General features: G+C 73.6%; 12 protein-coding genes and 3 pseudogenes. 12 read left to right on the top strand and 3 right to left on the bottom strand.

The window, feature by feature from the left end:
- Nucleotides 1–33: 33 nt before the first annotated feature.
- The 10 genes and pseudogenes from IPM45_12430 (at nucleotide 34) to IPM45_12385 (ending at nucleotide 11,235) form a co-directional block, all read left to right on the top strand.
- A complete protein-coding gene (locus IPM45_12430; protein ID MBK9180340.1) occupies nucleotides 34–786 on the top strand; it encodes a DUF4118 domain-containing protein in 753 nt (250 codons plus the stop codon).
- A 21-nt stretch (nucleotides 787–807) separates the two neighbouring features.
- The gene (locus IPM45_12425; protein MBK9180339.1) at nucleotides 808–981 is read left to right on the top strand and encodes a hypothetical protein; all 174 of its coding nucleotides are present in this window, start codon (nucleotides 808–810) and stop codon (nucleotides 979–981) included.
- Complete coding sequence (locus IPM45_12420; GenBank protein MBK9180338.1) at nucleotides 981–1,103, top strand: potassium-transporting ATPase subunit F; 123 nt, start codon at nucleotides 981–983, stop codon at nucleotides 1,101–1,103. Before IPM45_12425 ends, IPM45_12420 begins: the two co-directional genes overlap by 1 nt.
- Nucleotides 1,103–2,832: pseudogene (gene kdpA, locus IPM45_12415) on the top strand (potassium-transporting ATPase subunit KdpA). Before IPM45_12420 ends, kdpA begins: the two are co-directional and overlap by 1 nt.
- Nucleotides 2,833–2,929: 97 nt before the next feature.
- Nucleotides 2,930–4,927: pseudogene (gene kdpB / locus IPM45_12410) on the top strand (potassium-transporting ATPase subunit KdpB).
- Nucleotides 4,924–5,498 (top strand): annotated as a pseudogene (gene kdpC, locus IPM45_12405) (K(+)-transporting ATPase subunit C). Before kdpB ends, kdpC begins: the two co-directional pseudogenes overlap by 4 nt.
- A gap of 39 nt (nucleotides 5,499–5,537) precedes the next feature.
- Nucleotides 5,538–8,057: a sensor histidine kinase KdpD gene (locus tag IPM45_12400; GenBank protein ID MBK9180337.1), complete on the top strand. Its 2,520-nt coding sequence runs from the start codon at nucleotides 5,538–5,540 to the stop codon at nucleotides 8,055–8,057.
- Nucleotides 8,054–8,740, top strand: a complete 687-nt coding sequence (locus tag IPM45_12395) for a response regulator (GenBank protein ID MBK9180336.1) — start codon at nucleotides 8,054–8,056, stop codon at nucleotides 8,738–8,740. The genes IPM45_12400 and IPM45_12395 overlap by 4 nt, the downstream gene beginning before the upstream one ends.
- Before the next feature lie 210 nt (nucleotides 8,741–8,950).
- Nucleotides 8,951–10,900 (top strand): APC family permease, encoded by a 1,950-nt coding sequence (locus IPM45_12390; GenBank protein ID MBK9180335.1) that lies wholly within the window; start codon nucleotides 8,951–8,953, stop codon nucleotides 10,898–10,900.
- Nucleotides 10,900–11,235: a hypothetical protein gene (locus IPM45_12385; protein MBK9180334.1), complete on the top strand. Its 336-nt coding sequence runs from the start codon at nucleotides 10,900–10,902 to the stop codon at nucleotides 11,233–11,235. Before IPM45_12390 ends, IPM45_12385 begins: the two co-directional genes overlap by 1 nt.
- A 10-nt stretch (nucleotides 11,236–11,245) precedes the next feature.
- Here the strand turns inward: IPM45_12385 and IPM45_12380 are convergent, their stop codons facing one another.
- Nucleotides 11,246–12,037, bottom strand: coding sequence for an enoyl-CoA hydratase/isomerase family protein (locus IPM45_12380; protein ID MBK9180333.1), 792 nt, complete (start codon nucleotides 12,035–12,037; stop codon nucleotides 11,246–11,248).
- A gap of 143 nt (nucleotides 12,038–12,180) precedes the next feature.
- Nucleotides 12,181–13,038, bottom strand: a complete 858-nt coding sequence (locus tag IPM45_12375) for a DUF3097 family protein (GenBank protein MBK9180332.1) — start codon at nucleotides 13,036–13,038, stop codon at nucleotides 12,181–12,183.
- 100 nt (nucleotides 13,039–13,138) lie between these two features.
- Here IPM45_12375 and IPM45_12370 point away from each other — a divergent pair, with 100 nt between their 5' ends.
- A complete protein-coding gene (locus tag IPM45_12370; GenBank protein ID MBK9180331.1) occupies nucleotides 13,139–13,948 on the top strand; it encodes a glucose 1-dehydrogenase in 810 nt (269 codons plus the stop codon).
- Between the two features lie 40 nt (nucleotides 13,949–13,988).
- Here the strand turns inward: IPM45_12370 and IPM45_12365 are convergent, their stop codons facing one another.
- Nucleotides 13,989–14,450: a GNAT family N-acetyltransferase gene (locus tag IPM45_12365; protein ID MBK9180330.1), complete on the bottom strand. Its 462-nt coding sequence runs from the start codon at nucleotides 14,448–14,450 to the stop codon at nucleotides 13,989–13,991.
- A 131-nt stretch (nucleotides 14,451–14,581) separates the two neighbouring features.
- On the opposite strand from IPM45_12365, the gene IPM45_12360 reads away from it, so the two are divergent.
- A complete protein-coding gene (locus tag IPM45_12360; protein MBK9180329.1) occupies nucleotides 14,582–15,424 on the top strand; it encodes a hypothetical protein in 843 nt (280 codons plus the stop codon).
- Nucleotides 15,425–15,461: the final 37 nt, after the last annotated feature.

The following is a 15,461-nucleotide window of genomic DNA, read 5'->3' as shown; positions in this document are numbered from 1 at the left end:
CGCGCCCCATGGAGGTGGCGTACACGTCGGAGCATGACGACGACGACGTCCGGCCTCTCCGTGGGTGCGCTGGGCGCCCTGGCGGCCGTGGTGCTGGCCGGCGCACTCGTCCCCCTCCGCGACGACCTCGACAGCGCGGCCTTCGCGCTGGTGCTCGTGGTCGTCGTGGTCGGCGCCGCTTCGCTGGGGGGCCGGCTGGCCGGCGCACTCACGTCGCTGGCCGCGGCCCTCGCCTTCAACTTCTTCTTCACCCAGCCGTACGGCACGCTCCGGGTGCACGCCGGCGACGACGTGGTCACCATCGTCCTGCTCTTCGTGGTTGGGGTGATGGTCGGCGAGCTGTCCCTGCTGCGCGAGCGGGCCGTGGTCCGGATGCGGGCCCAGTCCGAGGGGCTCCGCGACGTCCACCGAGCCGCCGAGCTGGCTGCCGGTGGCTCGAGCGCGGCCGACGTGTGGGCCGAGGTGCAGCCCGCACTCGTCCACCTGCTCCACCTGGCGGTCTGCCGGTTCGAGCCCGCCGACGACGAGGGCTACCCGCTCCCCCGGCTCGACCACCGGGGCCGCATCGAGGGCACCGTGCACACGCACACGCCGGCCGGCTTCGAGATCCCACCCTCCGGCGTGGAGCTGGCGATGGACTACCGGGGCCGCCACCTTGGCCGCCTGGTGCTCGTACCCCAGCCGGGGCACGGCGCCTCGCTGGAGCAGCGCAAGGCGGCGGTCGCGGTGGCCGATCAGCTCGCCGCCGCGCTGGCCAACTCCAACGACCTGCAACCCCTGACCTGAACCGTCCCGAGGAGAGCTCCCATGGCTGACATCGTCTTCGCGGCCGTCACCGTCGCGTTCTTCCTGCTGTGCGCCGGCTACGTGATGGTGTGCGACCGCATCGTCGGGCCCGACCCCGTCGAACCGGAGCTCACCGACTCCGAGCGGGCCGCCAGCGCCGCCCACACCGTCCAGCGCGTCGAGGCGCAGCCGTGATGCTCGCTGCAGCCGTGATGCTGGCCGCGGTGTCGGCGGTGCAGAACTGGATCGGGTTGGGCCTGGCGGTGCTGCTAGCGGCCTACCTCGTGGCCGTGCTCGTGGTGCCGGAGCGGTTCTGATGTCCGTCTCCGGCTTCCTGCAGCTCGCGCTGCTGCTCCTGCTCCTCGGGGTCACGATCGGCCCCCTCGGCCGCTACATGGCCCTGGTCTACGGCGAGCGGCCCGACGCCCGCGCGCCCGGCGACAGGGTGTTCCTCCCCGTCGAGCGGCTGCTCTACCGGGCCGCCCGGGTCGACCCCCGACGGGAGCAGCGGTGGACCACCTACACCTACTCGCTGCTCGCCTTCAGCCTGGTCTCCATCGCCGTCGTCTACGCCCTCCAGCGGTTCCAGGGCGTGCTGCCCCTCAACCCCACGGACCGCCCCGGCGTCTCCCCGATGGGTGCGTTCAACGTGGCGGTGAGCTTCGTCACCAACACCAACTGGCAGTGGTACAGCGGCGAGGCGGCCATGAGCCACCTCACCCAGATGGTCGGCCTGGCCGTGCAGAACTTCGTGTCGGCCGCCGCGGGCATGGCCGTGGTCGTCGCCATCATCCGGGGCATCGCTCGGCGCGGCGGGCGCACGCTCGGCAACTTCTGGGTCGACCTCGTCCGGACCACCCTGCGGATCCTGCTCCCCATCTCCGTCGTGGTCGCCGTTGCCCTGGTCGGCCTGGGCGTCGTGCAGAACCTGCGCGGCGACACGGAGGCTCGCCCGCTCGACACCACCACGGGCGTCGAGGTCCAGCAGATCCCTGGCGGCCCGGTCGCCAGCCAGGTCGCCATCAAGCAGCTGGGCACCAACGGCGGTGGCTTCTTCAACGCCAACTCGGCCCACCCGTTCGAGAACCCGAACGGCTGGACGAACCTCATCGAGACGTACCTCCTGGTGATCATCCCGCTGGCCCTGTGCATCACGTACGGGCGCCTGGTGAAGGACAAGCGCCAGGGCTACGTGCTGCTGGGCGTGATGGTGACCATCTGGATGGCCGTCACCTTCCTCACCGTGTTCGCCGAGACGAGCGGCAACCCGCTGCTCACCGAGCGGGGTGCCGACCAGGCCGTGAGCGCCACCCAGTCGGGCGGCAACATGGAGGGCAAGGAGGTTCGCTTCGGGCCGGCCACGTGCGGCACGTGGGCGGCCGCCACCACCGGCACCTCCAACGGCTCGGTCAACTGCATGCACGACAGCCTCACGCCCATCGGCGGGGGGCTCCCGATGCTGCACATGATGCTCGGCGAGGTCTCCCCCGGCGGTGCGGGGGTCGGGCTGATGGGCCTGCTCGTCTACGCCCTGCTCGCCGTGTTCATCGCCGGGCTGATGGTCGGCCGCACACCCGAGTACCTGGGCAAGAAGATCCAGGCGCCCGAGATGAAGCTCGTGGTCCTCTACATCCTCGCCATGCCCGTGGCGCTCCTCGGGTTCGCGGCGGCGTCGGTGCTGCTGGCACCGCCCTGGCCTCCCTGCTCAACCCGGGCCCGCACGGGCTGTCCGAGGTGCTCTACAACTACGCGTCGGCGGCCAACAACAACGGTTCGGCCTTCGCGGGCATGAACGCCAGCACCCAGTGGTACACGACGACCCAGGGGCTGGCCATGCTGATGGGCCGCTTCCTGTTGATCATCCCCGCGCTCGCCATCGCCGGCTCGCTCGTGCGCAAGCCGCGGGTGCCGGTCACCGCGGGCACGTTCCCCACCGACACCGCCCTCTTCGGGGGCCTGGTGGTGGGCGTGGTCGTGATCGTCGCCGGTCTCACCTTCTTCCCCGCTCTCGCCCTCGGCCCGCTGGTCGAGCAGCTGTCGATCTGAGGAGCCGCGCCCATGGCCCGCCACCCCGGGCTCCCCGAGACCCCAGGGCCCCACCCACCCCGACCGCGGCGCCGGGTCGCTGTTCGACCCAGCCATCATGCGCACGGCGCTGCTGGACGCGTGCACGAAGCTGGATCCCCGGGTGATGGCGCGCAACCCGGTGATGTTCGTGGTCGAGGTGGGCTCGGTCCTCACCACGATCCTCTTCGTGACCGACTTCGCAGACAGCTCCTCGGCGCAGAACTGGTTCTCCGGCCTCGTCACCCTCTGGCTGTGGTTCACGGTGCTGTTCGCCAACTTCGCCGAGGCCATGGCCGAGGGCAGGGGCAAGGCCCAGGCGGCCACCCTCCGCCGCACCCGGCAGGAGACGGTGGCCCGGGTGCGCCGCCCGGACGGCCGCATCGAGGAGGTGCCCTCCACCGCCCTGCAGGTCGGCGACCTGTGCGTGGTGACGGCCGGCCAGGTCATCCCCGGCGACGGCGACGTGATCGAGGGCATCGCGTCGGTCGACGAGTCGGCCATCACCGGCGAGTCGGCCCCCGTGATCCGCGAATCGGGTGGCGACCGCTCGGCCGTCACCGGCGGCACGCGGGTGCTGTCGGACGAGATCGTCGTGCAGATCACGGCCAAGCCCGGTGAGAGCTTCCTCGACCGGATGATCGCCCTGGTCGAGGGCGCGAGCCGCCAGAAGACGCCCAACGAGATCGCCCTGTCGATCCTCCTCGCCGGGCTCACGATCATCTTCCTGCTCGCCGTCGTCACCCTGCAGCCGTTCGCGATCTACAGCGACGCCGACCAGCAGGTGATCGTGCTGGTGGCCCTGCTCGTCTGCCTGATCCCCACCACCATCGGCGGCCTGTTGTCCGCCATCGGCATCGCCGGCATGGATCGCCTGGTGCAGCGCAACGTGCTGGCCATGAGCGGGCGGGCCGTCGAGGCCGCCGGCGACGTCACCACCCTGCTGCTCGACAAGACCGGCACGATCACCTTCGGTGCCCGGCAGGCTGCCGAGTTCCTCCCCGTGCACGACGTGACCGACGCCGAGGTGGCCGAAGCCGCCCTGGCCGCGAGCCTGGCCGACGAGACGCCGGAGGGACGCTCGATCGTGGCCCTGGCCACCGAGCGCTACGGCCTCGCCGCCCCCACGACGACCCGGCGCGGTGATGGTGCCCTTCACCGCCCAGACCCGCATGAGCGGCGTCGACTTCCCGACGGGCGGCCGGTCCGCAAGGGCGCGGCCGATTCGGTGCGGCGCAGTGGTCAGAGGCCGGCGGCGTGGTCCCGCCGGAGGCTGGGCCCCGTGGTCGACAGGTTCGCCCGCCGGCGGCACGCCCTGGTGGTGGCCGACGGCCTGCGGGTGCTCGGCGTCATCCGGCTGAAGGACACCGTGAAGCCGGGCATGAGCGAGCGCTTCGACCAGCTGCGCGCCATGGGCATCCGCACGGTGATGATCACCGGCGACAACCCGATCACGGCCGCCGCCATCGCCACCGAGGCCGGCGTCGACGGCTTCCTGGCCGAGGCCACGCCCGAGGACAAGATGGCCCTGATCAAGCGGGAGCAGGCCGGCGGCAACCTGGTGGCCATGACCGGCGACGGCACCAACGACGCGCCGGCCCTGGCCCAGGCCGACGTGGGCGTGGCCATGAACACGGGCACGCAGGCGGCCAAGGAGGCGGGGAACATGGTCGACCTCGACTCCGACCCCACCAAGCTCATCGAGGTCGTCGAGATCGGCAAGCAGCTGCTCATCACCCGCGGCTCGCTCACCACGTTCTCGATCTCCAACGACGTGGCCAAGTACTTCGCGATCATCCCGGCCATGTTCGCCGGGGTGCTCCCCGCCCTCGACCGGTTGAACATCATGCACCTCGACTCGCCCCGCTCGGCGATCCTCTCGGCCGTGATCTTCAACGCCCTGATCATCGTGGTCCTCATCCCGCTCGCCCTCCGGGGCGTCCGGTTCCGGGCGGAGAGCGCGGCGGCCGTCCTGCGCCGCAACATCCTCGTCTACGGCGTGGGTGGGATCGTCGTCCCGTTCGTCGCCATCAAGCTCATCGACCTCGCCGTCTCGGCCACGGGGGTGCTCTCGTGAAGGCCTCCCGCCAACTCGTCCCGGGCCTCGTCATGGTGCTCGCCTTCACCGTGCTGCTCGGGCTCGCCTACCCGCTGGTCGTGACCGTCATCGGCCAGGTCGCCTTCGGGCACCAGGCCGACGGGTCGCTGGTCGAGCGCGACGGCGTCGTCGTGGGCTCGGAGCTGATCGGCCAGTCGTTCGCCGACGCGGCGTACTTCCACCCCCGCCCGTCGGCCGCCGGCGACGGCTACGACGGCGCTGCCAGCTCGGGCTCGAACCTGGGTCCGACGAACCCGGACCTCCTCGACACGGTCGAGGAGCGGGTGGCCGCGTACCGGGAGGAGAACGGCCTGGGCGCCGAGGCCGAGGTGCCCGTCGACGCCGTCACGGCATCGGGCTCGGGCCTCGATCCCCACATCAGCGTGGCCAACGCCCGGCTGCAGGCTTCCCGGGTCGCGGCGGCCGGGGCCTGGCGCTCGACGAGGTGCCTGGCCCTCGTCGACGCCCAGACCGACCGCCGCCCCCTCGGCATCCTCGGCGACCCGGGGTCAACGTGCTGGGGCTGAACCTGGCCCTCGACGCGCCCGGGCAGCTAGGCGGGCGGACCCTGGTCGGGCAGGCTGAGGCCGTGGCTCGGGGAACGCTGCGCATCTACCTCGGTGCCGCGCCCGGCGTGGGCAAGACCTACGCCATGCTCAACGAGGGCTGGCGGCGGGCCCAGCGGGGCACCGACGTGGTCGTCGGCTACGTCGAGACCCACGGCCGGGTGAGCACGACGGCCCAGATCCGCGACCTGGAGGTGGTGCCCCGCAGGCAGATCGAGCACCGGGGCGCCCGCTTCGAGGAGATGGACGTCGACGCCGTGCTGGCACGCCGGCCCCGGGTCGTGCTGGTCGACGAGCTGGCCCACACCAACGTCCCCGGCTCCCGCCACGAGAAGCGCTGGGAGGACATCGAGCTGCTGCTGGAGGGCGGCATCGACGTGATCTCCACCGTGAACGTCCAGCACCTCGAGTCGCTCAACGACGTCGTCGCCCGGATCACCGGCGTCGTCCAGCGAGAGACCGTACCCGACCAGGTGGTGCGCGCCGCGGACCAGATCGAGCTGGTCGACATGAGCCCCGAGGCCCTCCGGCGGCGGATGGCCCACGGCAACATCTACCCCGCGGAGCGGATCGACGCCGCGCTCTCCAACTACTTCCGCCCCGGGAACCTCACCGCGCTGCGCGAGCTCGCCCTGCTGTGGGTGGCCGACCGGGTCGAGGAGTCGCTGCAGGACTACCTGGCCGACCACGGCATCACCGAGGCGTGGGAGACGCGGGAGCGGGTGGTGGTGGCCGTCACCGGGATACCGGGCGGCGAGCAGCTGGTCCGCCGGGCGGCGCGGATGGCCGGCCGGGTCCGGGGCGAGCTGGTCGGGCTGCACGTCGTGTCGGCCGACGGGCTGGCCAGCCGGGCCGGCCCCGAGCTCGAGCACCAGCGCGAGCTCGTCACCGAGCTGGGCGGCTCCTACCGCGAGGTCGTGGGCGACGACGTCGCCGCCGCCCTCGTCGACTTCGCCCACGCCGAGAAGGCCACCCAGCTGGTGCTCGGGGCCAGCCGGCGCAGCCGCACCGACGAGCTGCTGCGCGGCGCCCTGGTGACCGACGTGCTCCGGCGGGCGGGGACGCTCGACGTGCACGTCATCTCGACCGCGCCGCCAACGGCAGAGGTGAAGGCGGCGGTGGGGCGCGGCGGGCGCCGCCGCACCCCGTTCGCGCCCATCCCGCGCCGGCGGCGGTTGGCGGCATGGGCGCTCATCGTCGCGGGCCTCCCTGCGCTCACCGCGGCCTTCGTCCCGTTCCGCGACGACCTCGGCCTCGGCACCGAGCTCCTCGTGGCCCTGGCCGTGGTGGTGGCCATCGCCGCGCTCGGGGGCCTGGTGATCGGCGCCATCGGGGCGGTCGTCGCCTTCCTGCTCGTGAACTGGTTCCTCGTCGAGCCCTACTACACGCTCGACATCGCCGACGCCGAGCACCTCGCCGCGCTGGTGGTGTTCCTCACCGTCGGGGGCCTGGTGAGCCTGCTGGTCGACCGGGCCGCCCGGCGGTCGCGCGAGGCACTGCGAGCGCGGGCGGAGGCCGAGGCCCTCGCCCGCTCCACCGGCAGCCTGGTGGGGGAGGTCGACCCCCTGCCGGTGCTGTTGGCCCAGCTGCGAGCGACCTTCGAGCTCCAGGCCGCTGCGGTGCTGGCCCGCGACGACGGGGACTGGCTGGTGCAGGCCGCGAACGGCGAGCCCGTGCCGACCGACCCCAGCGCCGGGACGGCCCTGTCGCTCGGCCGGGACGGCGACGACGTGCTCGTCGTGACGGGTGCCGGCCTCGACGCCGACGACCTGCGGGTGCTCCACACCTTCACCGACCAGCTCACCGTCGCCCTGGAGGCGCGCCGGCTCCACGAGGAGGCCGCAACCGCGGTCGCGCTGGCCGAGGCCGACGCGCTCCGCACCGCGCTCCTGCAGGCCGTCTCGCACGACCTGCGGACGCCGCTGGCCTCGATCAAGGCCTCCGTCACCAGCCTCCGCCAGGGCGACGTGGCCTGGACCGACGAGGACCGCAGCGCGTTCCTGGCCACCATCGACGAGGAGGCCGACCGCCTCAACCGCCTGGTGGGCAACCTGCTCGACATGAGCCGCCTCCAGAGCGGTGCCCTCCAGGCCGACCTGCGGCCCACCGCCCTCGAGGACGTGGTGGCGGCCGCGCTGGGCAGCCTCTCCGGGCTCCCGGACGTGGTCGACGTGGAGGTGCCCGAGACGCTCCCGCTCGTCGTCGCCGATCCCACGCTGCTCGAGCGGACGATCGCGAACGTGGTCGCCAACGCCGTGCGGTTCACGCCCGAGGGGCGTCGGGTGCGGGTGGAGGCGGGTGGGGTGGGGGATCGGGTCGACCTCCAGGTGATCGATCGCGGGCCGGGCATCCCACCCGGCCATCGCGACGCCGTGTTCGCCCCCTTCCAGCGCCTGGGTGACCGGCCCAACGGCACAGGGGTCGGCCTGGGCCTCGCCATCGCCCGCGGCTTCGTCACCGGCATGGGCGGCCAGCTCACCCTCGACGACACCCCGGGAGGGGGGCTCACGGTGACCATCGGTCTCCCGAAGGTGGAGATGTGACCCGCGTGCTGGTGGTCGACGACGAGCCCCAGATCCGCAGGGCCCTCTCGGTGAACCTCCGGGCCCGGGGCTACGACGTCGACCTGGCCGCCAGCGGCGAGGAGGCGCTCCACCTGGCCGCCTCCCGCCACCCCGACCTGGTGCTGCTCGACCTCGGCCTGCCCGGGATCGACGGCATCGAGGTGGTGCGGGGCCTGCGCGGCTGGACCTCGGTCCCGATCGTCGTCCTGTCGGTGCGCGAGGCCGAGCGCGACAAGGTGGCCGCGCTCGACGCCGGCGCCGACGACTACGTCACCAAGCCCTTCGGCATGGACGAGCTGCTGGCGCGCATGCGCGTCGCCCTCCGGCGAGCGGCACCCCCGTCCACCGACGAATCGCCCGAGATCGACACCGCGCACTTCCACCTCGACCTGGCCGCCAAGCGGGCCACCGTGGGCGACCAGGAGGTCCGCCTCACCCCCATCGAGTGGGGCCTGGTCGAGCTGCTCGTGCGGAACCCGGGCCGGCTCCTCACCCAGGGCTACCTGCTGCAGCGGGTCTGGGGCCCCCAGTACGAGCAGGAGACCGGGTACCTACGGGTCCACCTCGCCCACATCCGGCGCAAGCTGGAGCCCGATCCGGGCCGCCCCCGCTACTTCGTCACCGAGCCCGGGATGGGCTACCGCTTCGAGCCCGACCGGTGACGTCGGTCACCGAAGCCCCGATCGGGGGTCTGCCAACGGCCCGTGGAGATCGGGACGGGGCGCGTGAAGGACGCGTGAAGGCCGTTCCCCGCGGTCAGGGGTGAGGAGTACCCCGAGAAGGTGCGCACCTCCACGGCGACCCCGCCGACGTCCACCTCGCTCCTCTTCGAGGCCGTCCCCCGGCCACTGCCGCCCGGAGCCCCGGTCCCGATCCCCGAGAGCCGCCCGTACCGGCTGAAGTGCCGGCTCCTCGGCAAGCCCCTCCACACCGACCAGCTCGAGCACGAGCGCCTCGGCAACCCCACCGCCCTCGCCGTCTTCGCGTCCGACAACCTGTCGTCGTCGGCGTACGCCACCGAGGAGATCCTTCGGGTGCTGGTGCCGGCCGTGGGCGTCGCCGCCTTCTCGCTGGTGGTGCCCGTCACCGTCGCCATGCTGGTCGTGCTGTTCTTCCTGATCCTCTCCTACCGGGAGACCATCAAGGAGTACCCGACGGCGGGCGGCGCCTACATGGTCACCCGGGACAACTTCGGGCTGCTCCCCGCCCAGGTGGCGGGGGTCGCCCTGCTCACCGACTACGTGCTGACCGTCGCCGTGTCGGTGGCCGCCGGCACGGCCGCCCTCACGTCGGCCTTCGCCGTCCTGCGGCCGTACAGCGTCGAGCTCGCGGTCTTCTTCATCGTGCTGATCGCGTTCGGCAACCTGCGCGGGGTGCGCGAGAGCGGCGCCGTGTTCCGCGTGCCGACGTACTTCTTCATCGCCATGATGATCGTCCTGCTCGGCGTGGGCCTGGCCCGCATGGCCTTCGGCGGGCTCCCGGAGGCGACCCAGGGCGCGGAGGGCCTCATGCCGTTCGGCACCGGGGGTACCGGCATCTTCTACGGCGCCACGCTCTTCGTGGTGCTCCACGCCTTCGCATCCGGCGGCGCCGCGGTCACCGGGGTGGAGGCCATCTCCAACGGGGTGCCGGCGTTCCGCCCGCCCGAGTGGAGGAACGCCCGCAAGACGCTCGTGGTGATGGGCAGCCTGCTCGGCCTCATGTTCCTCGGCCTCTCGGCCATCGCGGGCCAGGTGCACGTGGCGCCCTACGCGGAGGGCACGCCGACGGTCATCTCCCAGATCGGCGAGCTGGTCTTCGGCTCGACGCCGATCGGCCACGTCCTCTACTACCTGCTCCAGGCGGGCACCATGCTCATCCTGGTGCTGGCGGCCAACACCTCGTTCGCCGACTTCCCCCGCCTGGCGTCGTTCCACGCCGGCGACAACTTCATGCCCAAGCAGCTCACCAAGCGCGGGCATCGCCTGGTGTTCTCCAACGGCATCATCGCCCTGGCCGGCGCGGCCATGCTGCTGGTGGTCGTCACCGGCGCCAAGGTCGACCGGCTGATCCCGCTCTACGCCATCGGCGTGTTCACGTCGTTCACCCTCTCGCAGGCCGGCATGGCCAAGCACCACCTGCGCAAGCAGGAGCCGGGCTGGCAGCGCGGCATCGTCGTCAACTCGATCGGTGCCGTGCTGTCCCTGATCGTGCTGATCGTCGTGGGGTTGACCAAGTTCTCCCACGGTGCCTGGGTGATCGTGGTCCTCGTGCCCTTCTTCGTGTGGGGCCTGGTCCGGCTCAACCGGCAGTACGAGACCGAGGAGATCGAGCTGGAGGCCGACGCGGCCGAGGTGGCCAGCACGCCGATCCTCCGGCGCCACGTGGTGCTGGTGTTCGTGAACAGCCTCGACCGTGCCGCCATCCGGGCGATCCAGTACGCCCGCACGCTGGTGCCCGACGAGCTGCGGGCCGTCCACATCGCCGTCGACCCGGCCCACGCCGAGGAGCTGGCCTCGCAGTGGGAGCACCTCCACCTGGCGCGCCTGCCGCTGGAGCTGGTCGAGTGCCCGGACCGCCGGGTGGAGCGGGCCGCCCTCGAGCTGGTGTCCGCCGAGCTGGCCGACGGCGACACCGAGGTCACCGTGCTGCTCCCGGTGCGGATCTACCGGCGGCTGTGGCACCGCTACCTCCACGACCGCACCGCCGAGAGCATCGCCAGCGAGGTGAGCCGGCTCTCCCACGCCAACGTCACCTCGGTCCCGTTCAACTTCGAGTCGGTCGCGTCCAAGGCGCAGCTCAAGCAGCGCGCTGCGGCCAAGGCCGACGCCGCGCAGCACTGATGGGCACGATGACGGGCGACGGGGCGAGCCCGAACGGCGAGGGCCAGGCGCCGCCGACCCCGATCGGCAACGCGCGCTGGCGCCAGCGCGTCCGGGTGCGGGGCCGGGTGCGGACCATGCGGGTGCAGCCCTGGGCGGGGGCCGCGGCGCTCGAGTGCACGATCTACGACGACACGGGCGGCCTGGTCGTGATCTTCCTGGGCCGCAAGCGGGTCGGGGGGGTGTCGCTCGGTCGGATCATGGAGGTCGAGGGCATGGTCGGCGCGCACCGCGGCTACCTCGCCATCCTCAACCCGTCGCTCACGCTGGTGGGGCCGCAGGCCGCGCCCCACTGAGGCCGGCCGATCAGCGGCCGGTGTAGCGGGGTGGGCGCTTCTCCAGGAACGCACGCACGCCCTCGCGGTGGTCGTCGGTGCGGAACAGCTCGGCCAGGCTGGCCGACACCCACGCGCCCAGCTCGGCCCAGTCGGGATCGACCGCCCGCCGCAGGCCGGCCTTCAGCCGCTGGACGGCCAGGGGCGGGTTGGCCGCGATGCGACCGGCCAGGGCCAGGGCCTCGGGCAGGAGGTCGTCGTGGGGCACGACCCGCCCCACCAGGCCGATCCGAAGGGCCTCCACGGCGTCGATCACGTCGCCGGTGAACAGCAGCTCGGCCGCCTTCTCCCGGCCGACGAGCTGGGCCAGCCGACCCAGGCCGGGGGCGTCGGACACCAGGCCGCGCAGCACGAACAGCTCGCCGAACCGGGCCCGCTCGGAGGCGACGCGCAGGTCGGCCATGAGGGCCAGCTCCATCCCCCACCCCACCGCGGCCCCGTTCACGGCCGCGACCACCGGGACGTCGGTGGCGAGGAGCGCCTCGGCGGCGGGCGTGAGCTGGGGCCCGTCCGCCCCGCCGGCGACGTCGGGCGGGCGGTCCCCGCCGCCCATCACCTGCTTCACGTCGTCCCCGGAGCAGAAGGCCGGATCCTCGCCGGTGATCACCAGGCAGCGGGCCGAGGTCGACCGCACCGCGTGCTCCAGCTCGGCGTACGTGCGGAACGTCAGGGCGTTGCGCGCCTCGGGGCGGCGGAGGGTGATCAGGCCGACGTCGCCGTCGACCTCGTACGAGAGCTCGCGGTAGGGCAACAGGTCGTCCATCGCGAGCAGGCTGTCACGTCGTCCCCACCCGGCGCGGCCCCGCCGGCCCGGTGGGGACGAGACGCCCGGCCGCTCGTTCTGTGTGGACGAATCCCTGTGGGGTGCGGGTTCGTCGACACAGAAGCAGCACCGGCGGCGCGCGCTCAGGTGCCGTCGGGCTCGGTGACGAAGTCGATCAGGCGCTCGACGGCGCCCACGAGGGCGGGGTCGAGGTCGGCATAGGAGCGGACCCGCGCCCGGATGGCGCGCCACAGGGTGGCCGGGTCGGGGGAGCCGAGGGCGGCGCACACCCCTGACTTCCAGTCGGTGCCCTTCGGGACCTGCGGCCAGCGGTCGAGCCCCAGCACCGACGGCCGCACCGCCTCCCACACGTCGACGAACGGGGTGCCGGTCACGAGCACGTGCGGATGCCGCACCTCGGCCGCGAGCCGGGCCTCCTTCGAGCCGGGCACGAGATGGTCGACGAGCACGCCCAGGCGCCGCCCGGGGCCGGGCCCGAACGCGGCGATCCACGGCGCCAGATGGTCGACGCCGTCGAGGCGCTCCACCACCACCCCCTCGTGGCGCAGGTCGTCGCCCCACACCTGCTCCACCAGCTCGGCGTCGTGCACCCCCTCCACCAGCAGCCGGCTGCCCCGCGCCGTGCGGGCCTGGTGGCGCACCGGCACCGAGCCGGACGCGGTCCGCGCCGGCCCCGGCGCCTCCGTCGTGGCGCCGCCGCCCGCCCGGCCGGGGCGGGCACCCGGCACCAGCGTCACCGGCCCGCCCTCGTGCAGGAACACCTCGCCCAGCCGGAACAGGCGCACGGTGCCGTCGGCGGCGCGCAGCTCGACGGCACCGGCCTCGACCCGCAGCACCGCCCCCCGGAACCCGCTGGCCCGGTGCGAGAGCACCAGGCCGGGCCGGGCCTCGATCGCCGGCGGCGGCCGGCGGGCGCGGGCCCGCTCGGCCTCCAGCTCCTCGAGAACGTCGCGGGGGTAGGGATCGTGGCGGCCGGGCACTGGGGCACGACCCTACCCAGGCCCGCCCGCTCGCCGGGGCACGAGCGGGCATGATCGGCGCCGGCGCATCCGCGCCGACCGGACGAGACGAGGGGGGACCGTGGGCAGGCTCGACGGGAAGATCGCCGTCATCACCGGCGCGGCTCGAGGGATGGGAGAGGCCGACGCCCGGCTGTTCGTGGCCGAGGGCGCCCGCGTGGTGCTCGCCGACGTGCTCGACGCCGAGGGCGAGGCCGTGGCCGCCGACCTGGGCGACGCCGCCCGCTACGTGCACCTCGACGTCACCGACGAGGCGGGCTGGCACGCCGTGCTCGATGCCGCCGACAACGCCTTCGGCCGACCCGACGTGCTCGTGAACAACGCCGGGATCGTGCGCATGGGCCCGCTGGTCGACCTGGACCTGGAGACGCTCCGGGAGGTGCTGGAGGTGAACCTGGTCGGGCCCTTCCTCGGCATGAAGGTGGTGGGCGGGGCCATGGCCGCCGCCGGGCGCGGGTCGATCGTGAACCTGTCGTCCACGGCCGGCATGGTGGGGATGTCGATGCTGAGCGCCTACGTGGCGTCGAAGTGGGGCCTGCGCGGCCTCACCAAGACCGCCGCCATCGAGCTCGGGCCCCGGGGGGTGCGGGTGAACTCGATCCACCCGGGGGCGGTGGCCACCATCATGGCCGGCGCCGTCGCCCCACCGCTGGCGGAGCCGCCGGCCCCGGGCACGGTCGACCCCGACCCGGCCCTGGCCGCCGGCGACGCCGTCGCCGCCGGCCAGCCCATCGCCCGGGCCGGCCGGCCGATCGAGGTCGCCCGGCTCGCGCTGTTCCTGGCGTCCGACGAGTCGTCGTACTGCACCGGCCAGGAGTTCGTCGTCGACGGCGGCTCCATCACGGGCAAGGACCTGGGCCCGGGCCTCTGATGCGGTGCGGCGGAAGCCGGCGGGCGGTGGGCCCGGCCCGTCAGCCGGCCCCGGGATCGAAGCGGTAGACGGTGCTCTCGCGGGCCACGAACCCGAGCTTCTGGTAGAGCCGGTTGGCGGCGGCGCGCGACGGGCGCGAGGTGAGGTCGACGGTGCGGGCACCCCAGCCCGCGGCCCAGTCGATGGCGGCCCGGTTGAGGGCCGCGCCCACGCCCCGACCCCGGGCCGCGGCGTCGACCACCACGTCCTCGATCCACGCCCGGCGCCCCGTGGGGATGGGGAACACCACGAGGGTGAGGGAACCGACGATCCGACCGCCGGCCTCGGGGTCGCGGGCCACGAAGAGCACGGTGGCCGGCGAGGCCGCGATCTCCCCCAGCACCTCGGCGGTGGGTGCCGGCGCCGACGACGACAGCTGGGGCACCAGACGGGCGAACGCCTCGACCACCTCGTCGGTGATCTCGTCGACCACTTCCACCTGCACGGACGCGACCTCGGCCATGGGCGGCGAGCGTACCGGCGCGCAACGACCCGGTCACCCGTAGGCTCGGCCGGTCAGCGCGCCAACCCGGGGGGATCACCGTGCCGCTCACCGACGACGACGTCCGCCGCCTCGGCCGCCGGCTCCGCGACCTGGTCGAGCCGCTCGCCGCCAACGTCTACTTCGCCCCGGAGTGCCACCAGGCCTACCAGCGGCTCGGCTTCGGCGGCAGCTCGGGCGAGCGCGACGGCCTGCACCTGCCCGACGGTCCTGCGTACTTCACCAGCCGAGGTGCCTGCCTGGGCCAGGTGCCCGGCGAGGTGGTGGCCGCCGCCTTCGGGGTGTTCAACCCTGCGGTCGTGGTGCCGTGCGTGACGTTCGGCTGGCAGGTCACCACCCGCGACGCCGTCCTCGCGGCGCGCCAGGACGGGGCCACCGCCAGCCTGCGTCGGATCCTGGGCGCCGAGCCCCCGGGCCTGGCCCGAGCCACCGAGCTGCTCCGTCGGGCCGCCGACGCCGCCACCGGCGAGGGCCGCCACCTGTTCTCGGGCCTCCGCTCGCTCGGCTTCCCCGGCGACCCCCTGGGCGACCTCTGGCGGGCCTGCGACCTCGTGCGCGAGCACCGCGGCGACAGCCACGTGTGCGCGTGGGTCGCCGCCGGCCTCGACCCGGTCGAGATCGGCCTCCTCACCGAGCTGTGGTGGCGCCTGCCGATGCGGACGTACGTGTTCACGAGGGGCTGGTCGCCCGAGCAGGTCGACGCCGCCGCCGCCCGGCTCGAGGCCAGGGGTCTGCTGGCCGGCAGCGCCTTCACCCCGGCCGGTGAGGCGTTCCGGGGGGATGTCGAGGCCGCCACCGACCGCCAGGAGCGGGGGATCGTCGAAGCCGTGGCCGACGACGCCGACGAGCTGTTCGGGCTGCTGGAGCCGTGGGCCCGCGCCGTGGTGGAGGCGCACGGCTACCCCGGCGACCCCAGCGCCATCACGCGGCCCTGAGCGACCTGCGGCGGTGAGGCCGAGGGGCCGGCCCGGG

This window comes from Acidimicrobiales bacterium (assembly GCA_016716005.1).
Classification (GTDB): Bacteria; Actinomycetota; Acidimicrobiia; order Acidimicrobiales; family JADJXE01; genus JADJXE01.
Note: the sequence above shows the minus strand (reverse complement) of the source record. Positions and strands in the feature narration are given on the sequence as shown.

What these genes read in the sequence shown, in the direction of transcription:
- IPM45_12420 (MBK9180338.1), top strand. Translation starts at nt 981, where the DNA reads ATGCTCGCTGCAGCCGTGATGCTGGCCGCGGTGTCGGCGGTGCAGAAC.
- IPM45_12365 (MBK9180330.1), bottom strand. Translation starts at nt 14,450, where the DNA reads ATGGCCGAGGTCGCGTCCGTGCAGGTGGAAGTGGTCGACGAGATCACC.
- IPM45_12425 (MBK9180339.1), top strand. Translation starts at nt 808, where the DNA reads ATGGCTGACATCGTCTTCGCGGCCGTCACCGTCGCGTTCTTCCTGCTG.
- IPM45_12430 (MBK9180340.1), top strand. Translation starts at nt 34, where the DNA reads ATGACGACGACGACGTCCGGCCTCTCCGTGGGTGCGCTGGGCGCCCTG.
- IPM45_12380 (MBK9180333.1), bottom strand. Translation starts at nt 12,037, where the DNA reads ATGGACGACCTGTTGCCCTACCGCGAGCTCTCGTACGAGGTCGACGGC.
- IPM45_12385 (MBK9180334.1), top strand. Translation starts at nt 10,900, where the DNA reads ATGGGCACGATGACGGGCGACGGGGCGAGCCCGAACGGCGAGGGCCAG.